The organism is Faecalibacter sp., from assembly GCF_057177045.1.
In genome coordinates, this window is sequence record NZ_CM169987.1 from 2,128,470 (window position 1) to 2,144,235 (window position 15,766).

General features: G+C 33.5%; 15 protein-coding genes. 11 read left to right on the forward strand and 4 right to left on the reverse strand.

Annotation, left to right across the window (positions count from 1 at the left end):
* Positions 1-20: 20 nt before the first annotated feature.
* Positions 21-455: a ribose 5-phosphate isomerase B gene (rpiB, locus tag AC1QSP_RS09960; RefSeq protein WP_322971442.1), complete on the reverse strand. Its 435-nt coding sequence runs from the start codon at positions 453-455 to the stop codon at positions 21-23.
* A gap of 539 nt (positions 456-994) precedes the next feature.
* Here rpiB and AC1QSP_RS09965 point away from each other — a divergent pair.
* The 3 genes from AC1QSP_RS09965 to AC1QSP_RS09975 all read left to right on the forward strand — a co-directional run bounded on the left by AC1QSP_RS09965 (position 995) and on the right by AC1QSP_RS09975 (position 5,287).
* Positions 995-2,185, forward strand: coding sequence for a phosphoglycerate kinase (locus AC1QSP_RS09965; protein ID WP_484078567.1), 1,191 nt, complete (start codon positions 995-997; stop codon positions 2,183-2,185).
* A 230-nt stretch (positions 2,186-2,415) separates the two neighbouring features.
* Positions 2,416-3,567 (forward strand): ABC transporter ATP-binding protein, encoded by a 1,152-nt coding sequence (locus AC1QSP_RS09970; protein WP_484078568.1) that lies wholly within the window; start codon positions 2,416-2,418, stop codon positions 3,565-3,567.
* A 10-nt stretch (positions 3,568-3,577) separates the two neighbouring features.
* Positions 3,578-5,287 (forward strand): hypothetical protein, encoded by a 1,710-nt coding sequence (locus AC1QSP_RS09975; RefSeq protein ID WP_484078569.1) that lies wholly within the window; start codon positions 3,578-3,580, stop codon positions 5,285-5,287.
* Positions 5,288-5,571: 284 nt separating this feature from the next.
* Here the strand turns inward: AC1QSP_RS09975 and AC1QSP_RS09980 are convergent, their stop codons facing one another.
* The 3 genes from AC1QSP_RS09980 to AC1QSP_RS09990 form a co-directional block, all read right to left on the reverse strand.
* Complete coding sequence (locus AC1QSP_RS09980) at positions 5,572-6,030, reverse strand: hypothetical protein (RefSeq protein ID WP_484078570.1); 459 nt, start codon at positions 6,028-6,030, stop codon at positions 5,572-5,574.
* Between the two features lie 223 nt (positions 6,031-6,253).
* The gene (locus tag AC1QSP_RS09985) at positions 6,254-6,508 is read right to left on the reverse strand and encodes a hypothetical protein (RefSeq protein WP_484078571.1); all 255 of its coding nucleotides are present in this window, start codon (positions 6,506-6,508) and stop codon (positions 6,254-6,256) included.
* Positions 6,509-6,626: 118 nt separating this feature from the next.
* Entirely contained in the window at positions 6,627-7,124 is a 498-nt protein-coding gene (locus tag AC1QSP_RS09990; protein WP_322971435.1) for an FUSC family protein, read from the reverse strand.
* A gap of 290 nt (positions 7,125-7,414) precedes the next feature.
* Here AC1QSP_RS09990 and AC1QSP_RS09995 point away from each other — a divergent pair, with 290 nt between their 5' ends.
* The 8 genes from AC1QSP_RS09995 to AC1QSP_RS10030 all read left to right on the forward strand — a co-directional run bounded on the left by AC1QSP_RS09995 (position 7,415) and on the right by AC1QSP_RS10030 (position 15,729).
* Positions 7,415-8,398 carry an AAA family ATPase gene (locus AC1QSP_RS09995; protein ID WP_322971434.1) on the forward strand — a complete coding sequence of 328 codons (984 nt, stop codon included), beginning with the start codon at positions 7,415-7,417 and terminating at the stop codon, positions 8,396-8,398.
* Between the two features lie 2 nt (positions 8,399-8,400).
* Complete coding sequence (locus tag AC1QSP_RS10000; protein WP_484078572.1) at positions 8,401-9,273, forward strand: DUF58 domain-containing protein; 873 nt, start codon at positions 8,401-8,403, stop codon at positions 9,271-9,273.
* A 3-nt stretch (positions 9,274-9,276) separates the two neighbouring features.
* Complete coding sequence (locus AC1QSP_RS10005; RefSeq protein WP_484078573.1) at positions 9,277-10,242, forward strand: hypothetical protein; 966 nt, start codon at positions 9,277-9,279, stop codon at positions 10,240-10,242.
* Entirely contained in the window at positions 10,242-11,258 is a 1,017-nt protein-coding gene (locus tag AC1QSP_RS10010; protein WP_484078574.1) for a vWA domain-containing protein, read from the forward strand. The genes AC1QSP_RS10005 and AC1QSP_RS10010 overlap by 1 nt, the downstream gene beginning before the upstream one ends.
* Positions 11,258-12,271: a VWA domain-containing protein gene (locus AC1QSP_RS10015; protein WP_484078575.1), complete on the forward strand. Its 1,014-nt coding sequence runs from the start codon at positions 11,258-11,260 to the stop codon at positions 12,269-12,271. Before AC1QSP_RS10010 ends, AC1QSP_RS10015 begins: the two co-directional genes overlap by 1 nt.
* Positions 12,272-12,284: 13 nt before the next feature.
* Complete coding sequence (locus tag AC1QSP_RS10020; RefSeq protein ID WP_484078576.1) at positions 12,285-13,139, forward strand: tetratricopeptide repeat protein; 855 nt, start codon at positions 12,285-12,287, stop codon at positions 13,137-13,139.
* The gene (locus AC1QSP_RS10025; protein ID WP_484078577.1) at positions 13,139-14,959 is read left to right on the forward strand and encodes a BatD family protein; all 1,821 of its coding nucleotides are present in this window, start codon (positions 13,139-13,141) and stop codon (positions 14,957-14,959) included. The genes AC1QSP_RS10020 and AC1QSP_RS10025 overlap by 1 nt, the downstream gene beginning before the upstream one ends.
* Before the next feature lie 149 nt (positions 14,960-15,108).
* The gene (locus AC1QSP_RS10030) at positions 15,109-15,729 is read left to right on the forward strand and encodes a hypothetical protein (protein WP_484078578.1); all 621 of its coding nucleotides are present in this window, start codon (positions 15,109-15,111) and stop codon (positions 15,727-15,729) included.
* Positions 15,730-15,766: the final 37 nt, after the last annotated feature.

Below are 15,766 nucleotides of genomic sequence, written 5' to 3' on the forward strand. Positions count from 1 at the left end.
CGTCTATTTTTTATTTTCAATTAGCAAGAACAAGCGATTTTATTCACGCGCGCTTCGTGACGTCCTCCTTCAAATGCTGTCGATAAGAAGGTATCGACAATTTGTTCTGCATATTCGTAGGCAATAAAACGTGCCGGTAAGGTTAATACGTTGGCATTATTGTGTTGACGAGCCAATGCAGCGATATCTGTCATCCAACATAATGCAGCACGTATTTTTTGATGTTTATTCGCTGTCATGGTTACCCCTTGTGCACTTCCACAAAGTAAGATTCCAAACTCTGCTTTTCCTTCCTCTACATTTTGCGCTACAGCGTGTGCAAAATCAGGGTAATCAACACTATCTGTTGAGAACGGTCCAACATCTTGAATTTCAAATCCTTTACCTGTTAAAAAGGCCACTAATTTGTCCTTATATTCATACCCTGCGTGGTCAGAACCAATTACTATTTTCATACTATTAACAACTGTTTTTTATGTTTTTGTTTTAATGTGTTGAATTTCAAAGATTAAGCTATAATAACAACTTGTTAAGATTTCGATTAATAATTCTAATAAGTTTCGCCACAAAAAATTTGGAAATGTGATTCAAAATTCGAATTAAAAATATTTTAATACGAGTCAAGTAAAACTTTTCATTTTGGCATGAAATCTTTACACAGCATTATTAATACTTTTCAGCAATCAACTTTTACACAAAAGTTGTTTATGAACAAATTTAATAAGTTGTTGATACAAGAGATAACCCTTTAATTCTAAAGCAAAATTACAAATAATAAGCTGTTAATAGAAGTTAAACAAAATTTATCTTGTTTTAGTTATACACATATTAACAGTGCTAATAATAGCAACATATTTTTCTTTTTTTAAAAATTTAAAATTTAAGTTAATTATTATTAATGTTTATATGTGTGAATCGTTGAAAAGCTAAAATGGAAAATTGAGGCTACATTTTGAAGTTTAGTTACATTTGTGAAACAGAAATTCAAAACAAGATGAAAACAATTAACGACTTCAACTTTGAAAACAAGAAAGCTTTAATCCGTGTGGATTTTAATGTGCCACAAGACGAAAACTTAAAGGTAACCGATGATACACGAATTAGAGCCGCTGAGCCAACGATCGCAAAAATTTTGAAGGATGGTGGGGCAGTCATCTTAATGAGCCATCTGGGACGTCCTAAAGGAGAATTTAACGATAAATACGCTTTAAAACATATCGCTTATCAAGTTTCTGAAGTTTTAGGAACTGAAATCATTGTAGCAGACGATGTAATTGGTCCTGATGCTCAACAAAAAGTAGAGAATCTAAAACCAGGCCAAGTTTTATTATTAGAAAATGTTCGTTTCCATGCAGAAGAGGAAAAAGGAGATCATGAATTTGCGAAAGCATTAGCTGCTTTTGGTGATATCTATGTGAATGATGCTTTCGGAACAGCTCATCGTGCGCACGCTTCTACTGCAATAGTTGCTGAATTTTTCCCAGAGAACAAATGCTTTGGATTGTTAATGGAACAAGAATTAACAGCCATAAAAAAAGTGTTAGAAGATGGTGAAAAGCCTGTTACTGCAATACTTGGGGGGGCAAAAGTGTCTTCTAAAATCACGATTATTAACAACATTTTACCTGTAATTGATCACTTGATTATTGGAGGTGGAATGACCTATACTTTCGTTAAAGCGAATGGAGGCCAAATTGGTAAATCGTTAGTAGAAGATGATAAACTAGAGTTAGCCAAAGAAATTTTAACAGCTTGTGAAAAACATAACGTTAAAGTTTATTTACCCATTGATAATGTGATTGCAGATGATTTCAATAACGAAGCCCAACGACAAATTACTGCGGTTGGAGAAATTCCTGCGGGATGGATGGGAATGGATGTGGCTGAAGAAACTATAAAACAAAATGCAGAGGTCATTAAAAACTCAAGAACCATTCTTTGGAATGGTCCATTAGGTGTGTTTGAAATGGAAAATTTTGCTGCAGGTACAGTCGCTTTAGGTGATGCTATTGCTGAGGCCACTCAAAACGGTGCTTTTTCTTTAGTTGGTGGTGGTGATTCTGTCGCATTTGTGAAACAATTTGGTTACGATAACAAAGTAAGTTATGTTTCAACAGGTGGTGGAGCCATGTTAGAATCTTTGGAAGGAAAAGAATTACCAGGGGTAGCTGCCATTTTAAAATAGAAAAAAATAAGTTAAAATCATATCCATAAAGTCGAACTTCGGTTCGACTTTTTTTATTCCTTATAGTCAGAATTGTTAATAAAACACAATTGATTTTCAGTAAATTAAAAGGTTATGAATAGTGATTGTTAATAACTGTTGATAACCAAAGATGTTCATTGATAATATTGGTAACGAGCCATTTAAAACAAAATGAAAGGATTGCCGTTTTAAATGAAAGATCTAAACCAATGAATATCTTTCTACACAGAATTAACGAAGTCGAAAACCACATTCATCAACAAGATTTGAACTTGGGGTACCGACGATTAATCGACCTAATTTTAGATTTGGGCGATTTACACTTTTATAAAAAAATAATTGCTTATTCAGATCTGTATTATACAGAACAAACCTCTGATGAAAAGAAAAAATCTCAAGCCTTAGACCTATTAGAAGAATTAAAACAAACAACACCTCCCACTTATTCGGAAGAAGAAATTTTAATTCGAACAGAAGATGTTGAAAAAGCTTATCATCGCAGAAATTTTAAACTTCATCCGGTTTGTTTTGATTTGCGATCGCGCGAAGTTGTTGGACTAGTTGGAGAAAACGGAAATGGTAAAACCACTTTACTCCGACTTATTGCAGGAGAATTGAAACCAACGGGTGGAAAAATTGAATATCTTTTCAGCAAGCACGAACCATTTTCTTTTGACTTAAAGTCACAATTAATTTTTGTTCCACAACGCATCGAAGAATTATATGGGAATTTAATGAACAATTTACAGTTCACGTTAAGTTCGTATCAGATCAAAGGGGAAGAAAATTTATTACTTGCTCAAGTGATGTTGGCACGTTTGGGGTTGTGGGAATATAAGGATTTGGAATGGCGTCAACTCTCATCAGGTTATAAGATGCGCTTCGAATTAGCAAGAACTTTACTTCGTCGTCCGAAAGTACTTTTGTTGGATGAACCGTTGGCCAATTTGGATATAATGGCGCAACAAATTATTTTGGAAGATTTAAAATATTTATCCCAATCCATTCGGAATCCATTTGGTGTGATCTTGAGTTCTCAACAATTGTATGAAGTGGAAAAAGTTTCGACGGAAGTGATCTTTCTAGAACATGGAGTCGTTCGATATCAAGAAGATCAAACGGAAGCATCTTCCAATAAAACTATTGTTGAAATTGATGTAGACAATTCGAAAGAGGAGTTATCAACAGCCTTACAACATTTAAAAATGCAAAGTTTAAAATTCAATGGAGGATCATATATCGCCTATTTTGAAGAATCAATCACTTTAAATCATATTTTAATTGCGATAGGAAATTCAGATCTAAAAGTAAAATATATCCGAGATATTTCAACTTCAAGTCGTCGATTCTTTGTCAACTAACCTTATTACTATGTTCAAAAAAATAAATCAATATTTAATTACCCATTACCCACTCATCTGGAATCTTAAATTGGTTTGGATGGTTCTGATTGGAATACTATTTAATATTATTGCATTCGTGAATGGATGGTTCCATTACAGCAAACCCACGTTAATTACAAATAATAATTTTAAGACAATCTTTTATTCGGAGTTATACATTTTTTATTACTTCATTATTATACTGATCATCTTAATTATTTGGTTGTACTATTATATTAAAAACAACCGTTTCAAATCCAAATATCCAACGAGCAGAAATTATATCTTCAAAGAATTTTTGGGTGTGTTTGGTATTATCATGCTATTTGCTGCAATTCCTAATGTGTTTTCAGCGGGTGTGCATACTCGAATTTCTCATTTTATTTCAGATGAAGCCTATGAAGAAGATGTGGATTTAATTAATCGAGCGATGCCTTTTGCCCTACAGGATCAAAATGGATATAGTAATCATTCCAGAAATTTATCTGTTCCAATTTTTGATTCGTTAGTCAGTGCACAAGAAGTATTGCAATTGTACACACAACGTAAAAATGAGTATGTCACAAAAAATAATTATGGTTACAAAGAATTTTTAGAGCCGTATTTTCGTAATGAAGAGTATAATATTCTATTGTATCGAAAATTATCGGGAGTATATCAACCGTCTGGTTTACGTTTTGACCAAAATTATCACCATTATAAAGAAATAAATACAAATCACTATGTCGAAGAAACCTATGCTCCGGATATGGTGGTCATGGATGCTGCGGACGATCTTGAAAAGAAAAGTGATGCGCCGAAGATGTATAGCATATATAATTATAGTAAGCGTGTATTCGAAGTTCCTTCTCAGCCCGAAAAAACACACCAATACTATGATGAGCAATTGATAAAACTTTTACAATCCAATGATAAGCAGCAGATTGAAATGTTATTAACAACTGTTCAAAACAAATTCGATCAATACCAAATCGGATATCGTTTTAATGAGAAACCATGGATTGATCATGTCTATCAGCCGCCCTATTATTTTATCCATTCAAATCTTTCGCAACCTCATTATTCGGATGGAGTGAAAAACCAGAAAAGCGATTATGTCAATATGGATACATTCATCGAAATCTACAAGAACATTGGATATTCAAAATATACCTATTCCTTTTATGAAGATTTTATTCATTACATCACCGGAGCGTTAGTTGTAGCACTTATCATCATGATGTTCCGATTAAGTTCATTTAAAGTCTGGTTGATGAGTGGGATTGGCTTAGGAATCTTATCTATCATTGGAGGAGGAATGGGAATTACACTTAGTCTATTTGGAATAAGTGAGTATTCGAACTACATCATAACGTTAGGGTTTTATATCCTATTTATCGTGATTAGTTGGTATGGATTATCCAAGAATAAAAATAAAGTAATTACTGGAATGACTATGAATTGGTGGTTAATTTCTTCTTTTGTGATCATGTATATCCTTTTTGGATGCTATCGACAAATAAAAGAAGAAATGATTTATCAGGCCGAATTATTAAAAGATCCAACATATAGTCGTTATGATGTGTATAATCATCCTGACTTGCTATTATTGGATGAACTATTGAATTGGTATACGTACATTAATCCAATGGTAGTAGTTATCGTATTTTATTTCATGATTAATCGATATAGGAAGTGGCAGGCAATGGCCGAAGAATAAAATAAAAAAAGCGAGTGGTTAGCTCGCTTTTTTCGACTTTAAGGTTGTTGGTTTAGATTGAGGTTGGTTAAAAAGAACATTCATTCTTTTATATCAAGTGTTTGAAAAATTTCTAAATCTATTGGAACAACAGAAAATATCATACCAAAAATTACTTAAAAACGCTTAAACACAAAAAATAAGCGAGCATTCGATTCCGAATGGCTCGCTTATTTTAAGTTAATCTATTGAAATTTAATGGATTAAATTTGAATATAAAAAAATAAATTATTTACTATCATTTTTTATCCTTTAAAACGTGGATGGCTTTGAGCTCTTTTCCCTTTTAAACTATCTTTTTTATCCAAACGTTTTTGTTTATCTAATTTATATTGAGCATACTGTCTTTTATCTAAAATTTTCTCGATTTTTTTGTCAAAATCAGCTCTTCTTTTTTCATGCTCTTTTTTAGATTTGGCCATCTCTTTTCCACGACGTTCAAACTCTTTTTTCATTTCACGATCTCTGCTCTCGAATAAATCATGTAATTTTTTCTTCTGAGCTGCTGAGATTCCATATCGATCAAAATGTTTTGCACGTTGTTCAGCAGATGGTCTTTGTTTTTTCACTTTTTTGTGATCAAAACGGTGATCCTTTTGCATTTCCATTTTAGCTTTTGGATCTACTAATTTTCTTTCTGGTCTTTGTTGAGCTGATACACTTAATACAGCGAATAAACCTGCGATAGCGAAAAATTGTTTCATAATTTTATGTTTTTGTATGTTCTACTTTTTTAATTAAAATCATTCGTTGATGATCTTATTCTTATTTCTTGGTTCAAAGGTGCGAAACAAATTTTTCTCTCAAAAAAGAATGAGGTAAACCGGCAAAAAGTGTCGGTAAACACGTCAAATAAACATCTATGACGCTATTTTATTCCCTACAAGGCATAAAAAAAGGCTTTACAATTTAAAGCCTTTAATTCTATTAATGATGTCTGTGTGGTCTGTGATGAGGTTTATAATGAGGTTTCACTTTTGCACGGTGATGGTATTTCTTTGGTTTGTAGTGATGATGTCTTCTTGGTGGTGGAGGTGGTGCATGATGTCTGTGATGAACACGTGGTCTTGTATCTACATGTACAACATCTCCCAAGTTAATGTTTGCTGAAACTCTTACGTTACTTTGAGCAAACGAACATATACTAATCAATAAAGCAATAATTGCGGTATATAATTTCATAATTGTATTTTTAATCAGTTATAAACAATTATTATACCTAAATCAGCCATTTTAGGCTGTTTTTATGAAATAAACTAAAATATTTATTCCATAATCCGCTCAAACGTAACTCAAATTTTTAACTCAAATCTTTGTTAATTTCCTGAATTATAGCAGAAGTAACTAACGTTACTCCTAATCCGATAAAACAACCAATAGCTGTTGTAGAAAAACGTAAAATAGGAGTCATAAAATCTTCAGTCCCGTGTTCGACAACGATAATTAGTAAAGCAACAATTGCACTTCGTGCCACATTGAGTAATGAAAAAATTCGACACAAAACACAAGTTAATATGATTCCTAAGATGACTTTATAAACATGTTCGACCTGAATAAAGAAGACTGCTAAACCTGATAATGAACCTAAAAAGTTAGATTTAAATCGATCAATGGTTAATTGTTTGGCCTGATTCTCTTCTGGTGATATAACTAGAATAATAGAAAGCAGTGCCCAAAATAAATCAAACTCCGTAAATTTTAGAAGAAGTAACCATCCAATCATAAAACCGATCAGGCATCGTAAAAGATAGACGATAAATTGAGAATTTATTGTTCTTAAAACTAGACTTTTAAACATAAGAGGAAAATTTGGTTTTTGGGAGTGCAAATTTACGGCAACATTTAAGATTAATCTAATGGGATTTCATCAGCTCTTTCTATACCGGAATAAGAATAAACGGATCGTTTGAAAATCCTTAATAAAATGTATAATTATTAGGTATTTATTCAAACATTAGAATATTCTACTTCCAATTTAACAAAGTTTAACATAAAATCAATAAATTTTTATTGTTTAAACTTAGACATAGTCCATAATTTTAAAGAAATTTGAATATCAAACCGAACTAAATAAATTTCAACGAAATTTTGGATATACAACAACTCAACGAACAGATTGAAGCAAAAAGCTCAAGTATTACTCGCTTAACTTCAGAGATTAATAAGACAATTATTGGCCAAGAAAAAATGGTCGAAAGTTTATTAATCGGTTTATTAGGAAATGGACACGTTTTATTAGAAGGTGTACCAGGATTAGCAAAAACGTTGGCTATTAAAACGCTTTCTGATGCTGTTGACGGCTCTTTTTCTCGTATACAATTTACACCCGATTTGTTACCAGCCGATGTGGTGGGTACAATGATTTACAATGTAAAGGAAAACGATTTTAAGATTAAGAAAGGTCCAATTTTCGCCAATTTTGTTTTAGCGGATGAGATCAATCGTTCACCAGCAAAAGTACAATCAGCTTTGCTAGAAGCTATGCAAGAAAAGCAAGTAACAATTGGTGACGAAACGTATCGTTTAGATAATCCATTTTTAGTTTTAGCGACACAAAACCCTGTTGAACAAGAAGGAACTTATCCTTTGCCTGAAGCGCAGGTTGACCGTTTTATGCTAAAGACGGTGATTACTTATCCTGAACTAGAACATGAACGTTTAATCTTAAGAAATTCAATCAATCAATCGTTTCCGAAAGTCGAAAAAGTCATTTCGATTCAAGAATTGTTAGAAGCCCGTGAAATGGTGAAGCAAGTCTATATGGACGAAAAAATTGAAAAATACATCTTAGATATTATCCATGCGACTCGTTTTCCGGATCGTGTAGGATTAGATCGATTAATTCCTATGATTTCCTTTGGATCATCTCCACGTGGATCTATCAATTTAGCACAAGCATCTAAAGTTTATGCTTTTTTACGTAAAAGAGCATATGTCATTCCGGATGATGTTCGAGCGATGGCGAAAGATGTCTTACGTCACCGAATCGGAATTAGCTACGAAGCAGAAGCAGAAAATGTAACTGCCGAAGAGATTATTGATAATATCCTTAATGTGGTGCCAGTTCCTTAGTCGTGGATACAAAAGAAATCTTAAAGCGTGTCAAACGTATTGAATTAAAAAGCAAACGCAAAGCGAGCAATTTGTTCATGGGCGAATATCAAAGTTCGTTCAAAGGACGAGGTATGATTTTTAGCGAAGTACGTCCATACCAATATGGCGATGATGTACGTAACATCGACTGGAATAAAACCGCTCGCTACAGCGAACCTTATGTAAAGGTGTTTGAAGAGGAACGTGAACTGACCATGTATTTGTTGGTGGATGTTTCTTCATCAGGCGCTTTTGGTACACGTAAGCAACAAAAAATGGAAACTATCGCTGAAATTGCTGCTTCTTTGGCTTTTTCGGCAACTACTTACAATGATAAGGTTGGGTTGGTACTATACTCCGATCATATCGAAAAAATGATTCCACCCAAAAAAGGAAAACAACATGTTTTACGCATCGTACGTGAAATCATTACGCATGAACCAATTAGTAAATCAACTAATCTGGCGCAAACCATCGAACAATTTCTAAAATATGCGAAACGTAAAGCGAATGTCTTTATTCTTTCCGATTTTATTGATTCATCCGATTATGAACGTCCACTACGTGTGGCCTCAAAAAAGCATGATATTACAGGATTACGCATCTATGATGAAAAAGAAACATTTTTCCCAAATATTGGTTTAGTGAATATCCAAGATCAAGAGACTGGAGAAATTCGTTTAATCGATACATCATCTCCAGAAACTCGTAAAATGTACGCGGCCTATTTTCACGATTTAGAACAACGTTATCATGCCATCTTTAAGAAAAATAATTCAGGAAGCTTGTCCATTCGAGCGGATCAAGATTATGTTTTTCCATTGTTAAACTATTTTAAAAGTCATCGTTTTTAGATTATGAAGAAACTTTTGCTATTAGGATGTTTAGCATGTTCCATCTTTGGGTATGCTCAAGAATTGGAGTCGAAATTAGAAATGAATAAAATTAAGATTGGTGAACCCGCTCGTTTAACTTTTTCTGTCGATTACAAGAAAGGAGATAAAATTGTAGGCCCTGATTTAAAGGATAGCTTAACGCATCATATTGAAATTTTAAATCATACCATTGATACACTTGTAGAAGGTGAACAAAAAAAAATCATCCATCATTTGGATTTGACTTCATTTGATGCAGGTGAATTTTTAGTTCGTACCATTGAAATCGAAAAGAATGGTGAGAAATTAAAAACAAAACCATTTCAATTAGAAGTACAAGATGTTGAAGTGGATACGGCACAAGCAAAAATTCAACCCATTAAACCAGTCATGACTGAAGAATACTCATGGAAGGATTATTGGAACAGGTATTGGATTTATGGTATAGCTGCTTTAATTCTTTTTATTATAGCTCTTGTTTTAGTCGTGTTATATATTCGTTCAAAATCCAAGAACCTTAAAAATGCAGCACCTAAAACGCCGTATGAAGAAATGCTAGCAGGATTAAAATCATTGGATGCGAAAAAGTATTTGAAACGCAATGAGCAGAAAGAATATTATACCCAATTATCTTTTATTTTAAGACGTTATATTGGTAAAGTATATCAATTTTCTGCACTTGAAGTATTGTCTGATGATTTGATTCAGTACATTCAACAAAAAGAAGATGTTTTAACGGAGGATAAACATAAATTAAAAGCATTTTTATTTGATGCTGATTTGGTAAAATTCGCAAAACATGAACTTCCAGAGGAAAAGCATCAAGACTATCGTCAGTGGATAGCAGAATTTGTAGAACGTATTAAACCGTTAGATATTCCAGTAGAAGATTTAGCTACTGAAGATAGTGTAACGGGTGAAAAATACAAAAAATGGGACAATAGCTAATGTTTAATTTCGAGTTTCAAAATCCATGGTATTTAGCGTTACTGTTGATTTTACCTTTTTTTATTTATCGAGAAATTCGTAGATCAAAGGTGAAAGCACCTGCTCTAAAAATCAGTACATTAAAACCATTTGGAGCTACAAAAAGTAATCTATCGCGTTATAAACCATTACTTTTCGCCATGCGAATGATCACCATGGCTTTATGCATCGTAGCATTTGCTCGTCCACGTATTGTTGATGTAACGACGCAAATTAAGGCGGATGAAGGCGTTGATATTCTTGTGACCGTAGATACTTCATTGAGTATGTTAACACAAGATTTAAAACCAGATCGTCTTTCAGCTTTAAAAGAAGTAGCGAAAGAATTCTCGATGCAACGTCCGACCGATCGGATTGGACTTGTCGAATATTCGGGAGAAGCCTTAACAAGAGTTCCATTAACGACAGACAGAGAAATGTTAGTGGCAGAAATAGATCGATTACAATCCGGGAATCTTGAAGATGGTACTGCCATTGGTGTGGGTTTAGCAACAGCAATCAACCACTTAAAAGACAGTAAAGCAGTTTCTAAGGTGGTTATTTTAATTACGGATGGGGTAGAAAGTATTAATCCTTCGGCTGATTTAATGTACTTCTCACCTAGACAAGCGGCTGAAATTGCAGCTTCTAAAGGCATTAAGGTATATACCATCGGGATTGGAACAAATGGTCAAGCTCCTTCTCCAACCAGTTATGATTTATACGGGAATTTTATTTTCGAGATGCGACCTGTTGAGATCGATGAGGTTTTATTGCAAGATATTGCAGATAAAACAGGAGGTTTATACTTTAGAGCAACAAATAATGAAACCTTAAAAAATATTTATAACGAGATTGACCGATTAGAAAAATCTGAAATCAACGAAATTAAATATTACAATTATACAGAGCTCTTTGCTCGATTCTTATTACCTGCATTGATTTTATTACTTGCAGAAATTGTATTAAGAAGAACCATATTTAAAGAATTAATCTAATGCAGTGGGGTGATTTTGGACAGATCGTATGGATGATCGCGTTAGTACTTATCCTTATTTTATCGGTAAATGTTTATCGATGGAGATCTCGTGTGAAGAAAACTTTTGCAGATCCGCATTTGTTACCCTTCATTTTTCCGATGATTTCTTCCAGAAGATTTTTAATCAAATTAGCGCTAACGTGTACCGCTTTATTTTTAATTATCATTGCGTTAATGGATCCGATGCAAGGACAACGCGAAGTTGAGGTGAAGCGAGAAGGAATTGATATGGTGTTTGTATTGGACTTATCAACCAGTATGAATGCACAAGATGTTGCACCATCGCGCATCGAAAAATCGACAAAATTCATCGCTGATATGATGCAACAATTGGGTGGAGATCGTGTAGGATTAGTGGTTTTTGCTGCGAATTCGTATACTATTGCACCTTTAACCAATGATTATGCAGCCATTGAAAGTTATTTAACCAGTGTTAATACAGAATTAATTTCGAGTCAAGGAACAGATTTTCAAAATGCCATTCAAGAAGCTTCAAAACTTTTGAGTAAATCAGCTAATCAAAGCAAATTAGTGGTTTTAATCTCTGATGGTGAGGACAATGAAAATAGTGTAGGCAATGCGATTGAAGTAGCGAATGATCAAAACATCCATGTCGTATCTGTAGGGGTTGGTACAGAAAAAGGTGGTCCAATACCGGTATATTATGATGGTTTTGAAGGAGGGTTAAAACAAGATCAATTAGGAAATACGGTTATCAGTAAACTAGAATCAAAAAATCTTCTCAAATTAGCTGAACAAACTAATGGAACTTATATTCAATTGAATTCCATTTCAGATGCCATTTCGCAATTGGCATTATATAAAACAAGATTAAGTAAAAATGAAATTGCTACATCTACAACTAAGGATATGAATCACATCTATCAATGGTTTTTAGGATTTGCTATATTGTTACTTTTTATAGAATTATTAACATCTGAATATAAGTTTTTTAAGACGAGAAATAAGTAGTTTTGTAGGAGACATGGTTTACTTTATTAAACAATACGGATTTTTATTGGCTTTAGTAATGGCTTCATTCGCTTTCGCTCAACCGAAAGTGAAGGATTATATTATTGAAGGAAATAACTATTACAGTAAAGGGAAATTTGATGAAGCAGAATATGTTTATAAACGAGCTGCATTAGAAGATCCTACTTCTGTTAAGGCAAACTATAATCTAGGTAATGCCCTTTATCAACAAAAAAGATTTAAAGAAAGTATTTCTCATTATAATCGATCAGCTGAGATTGCACAATCAAAAACTGAAAAACATCAAGCTTACCATAATGCAGGAAATGCTTATTTGGAAGAAAAGGAGTATGCTAAAGCAGTTGAAAGTTTTAAAAATGCATTACGAAATGATCCACATGATGAATCCACTCGTTATAATTTAGCTTACGCCAAAAAAATGCTGGAAAAACAGCAACAAAAAGAAAAGAAAGAAAATAAAAAAGATTCGAAACAAGATCAAAAGGAAAACAAAGACCAACAAGATCAACAGAATCAACAACAAAATAAAGATCAGCAAAACCAAAATCAACAGAATAATAAAAATCAACAAGACCAAGAGAATCAAGCGGGTAAATCGCAGCGTGAAAATGAAGGCGGTAATCCAAAAAGTGGTGGACAAAATGGTGACCAAAAAGGACAAGGGAATCAACAATCACCAGAAATAAAAAATGGTTCGAAAGGTGATGGTTCAGAGCAAGATAATGCTCCAGTTGGAGTTGGTGATGGCATGCTAAAAGCGTTGCAAGAGCAAGAAGCTCGAACTCAACGACGCATTATACAACAAAAAGCAGAAAAGCAAAGAACAAAAACATCCAAAGATTGGTAATGGGAACATCAAGGTTTACACATACGATGCTTTTATTTGTTCTAACGTCAATTGTAACGTTAGCTCAAAATGTTACATTCAAAGCGGAAGCCAATAGAAAGTCATTAGCAGTAGGCGAAAGTTTACAAGTCGGCTTTTTCATTGAAGCGGATGCCATGGATTATAGTATCGATAGTCCTATGCGATATCCTGAGCATCAAGGATTGCGTTTGGTGGGTGAAAATAAAACACAGAATGTCCAATATGTCAATGGAAAGGGACAAATACAAGATGGAATCATCTTGATTTTTAATGCAGAAAAAGAAGGTAAACTTCGCATAGGATCTGCACGAATTGTTATCGATGGAAAAACATATACTACAAAACCAATCGACATTGAAGTAACAAAATCGGGTACTTCTACCCTATCCAATCGTTCAAATACCAATCAACCTGTTTTCTTACAAACTAATGTATCTAACAGTAATCCGTATGTGAATGAACAGGTAAATTTAACGGTGAAAATGTTCTCAAGAGATTTAGGATTACTGAATCGAAAACGTAATTTCCGCCAAGGGAAATTAGAAGGTTTGAGCCCTAAAATGGTAACAAGTCGTCCTGAATCCATCAAACAAGAAATGGTTTCAGGGAAACCATATTTTTCGGAGGAAATTGCTAAATATGTGGTTTTCCCAGAAAAAGAAGGTCAGATAACAATTGATCCATTTTCAGTGGATATTTTAGTTTCAGGAATTTATGGAACTGAAGCTTACGAAATTCGCAGTAATCCGGTAACCATTCACGCAAAAGGAATTCCGATGGAAGGTCGTCCAAAGAATTTTGCTGGAGCTGTAGGCGATTTTAAGTTAAAATCGAGCATTAACAAAACTGAAATTAATGCAAATGAAAGCGCTAATTTAAAGGTTGAAATTTCAGGTACAGGTAATTTTAATAAAATTGCCCTACCAGAAGTAAAAGCACCAAAAAATATAGAAACGTATGCACCAAAACGTCATAATAATTTTAAGACGTATGAAGAAGGAATGCAAGGGAGTGTAACTTCCGAAGTTGTTATGGTGCCAGAATATGGTGGAAACTATACCATCTCTCCGGTAGAGTTTTCTTATTTTGATCCCAAGAAAGAAAAATTTGTCACGTTAAAATCAGAAGAAGTTCATTTAACCGTCAATGGTGAAACAGCCCAAGAATTAGGAACAGGCAATGATATGGCATTTAAAGGTCATAATGAAGATACTTCTAAAAATGCTTTAGTAGAATCAGTTGCTGAAATTTCTGAAACAGTAAGCAGTGGAAATGGAAAATGGCTATGGACAGCTGGAGGTTTATTATTTGCAAGTATTTTAGGTTTACTCTTATTACGTCGTAAAAAAGAGGGCAATGAGGAACAATATGTTGAAAAACATCCGGAGATGGATGATAAGCAGCGTTTTGCTCCAAAAGCTGTAACCTCTCCTAATGTAGAAGTGCAACCGACAACAATTCAGGTTTCAGAAGAAAGTAAACGTATTTTAAAACAAAAATTAGAAAAATTACAAGATAATATTCAACATCCAGATTTTAAAATGTTCTTCCAATTGCAAGAAGATCTTTTATGTGAAATGGGAATGAAATTTACCGGAACGGAATTGGCCCATTTTTCGGATTATTCAGTTGGTGAAAAACTCATGCAATACGGATGGGAAACCCCGCAAGTTGAAGAATGGAAAAACTTATTGAATAAAGCTCGTCAGGCGAAATATTCAGCCATTTCATCAACTAACGACGATTTAACGGAAATCTATTTCCGTACCGAAAAACTATTCAAAGAAGTAACGAGATAATTCAAATTATAGTCATAAAAAGGAGATCAATTTTTGATCTCCTTTTTTAATTACACTCCATCCCACACAATCAACAGTTCATCCACTTTCTTTTTCTTTCGATTTTCTTTTGATACAACTTTACATCATCAAATGAAAAATAAAATCCAATGAAAAAACTATTCTTTACACTATCGATAATTCTAACATCAGTAACTTTTGGTCAAACCAATTTTGATGAAGTAATGACAAATGCTTTCAAAGCTTGGAAAAAAGGAAATGATCAAGGAATTGAACAATTCCAAAAAGTCGCTCATCTATTTCCGAAAGAAAGATTACCGCAATATTATTTAGCATTTACACAAACTTTAAAATCGTTTGAAGAAACAAATCCCATCAAAAAAGAAGAACTGATTGATGCCGCGAAATTAATTATTGCTCAATTAGAAAAAGATGATCCAACCAATGAAGAAGTTTTCAACCTCAAAGCACTGAATTTATCTTCTGAAATTATGTTGAATCCGATGCGAAATGGTTTTGCTTTGATGGATGAAGTACAATCGGTTTATGCGAAAGCTAAACTTTTGAATCCAAATAATCCTAGAACGATATTAGGAAAAGCAGAATTTAATATTGTTGCTTCAAAATTTGTTGGAGGAGATCTAACAAATGATTGCAAAGCTGTTGAAAAAGCTTTAGCTTTATTTGCAACAGAGCAAACAGGGAAATTTGAACCAAACTGGGGAAAAGATCGAGCGGAAAATTTATTAAATAAGGAGTGTAAAAAGTAATGCAATGATTTATTTAATGTTGAATTTTCTGAATGAG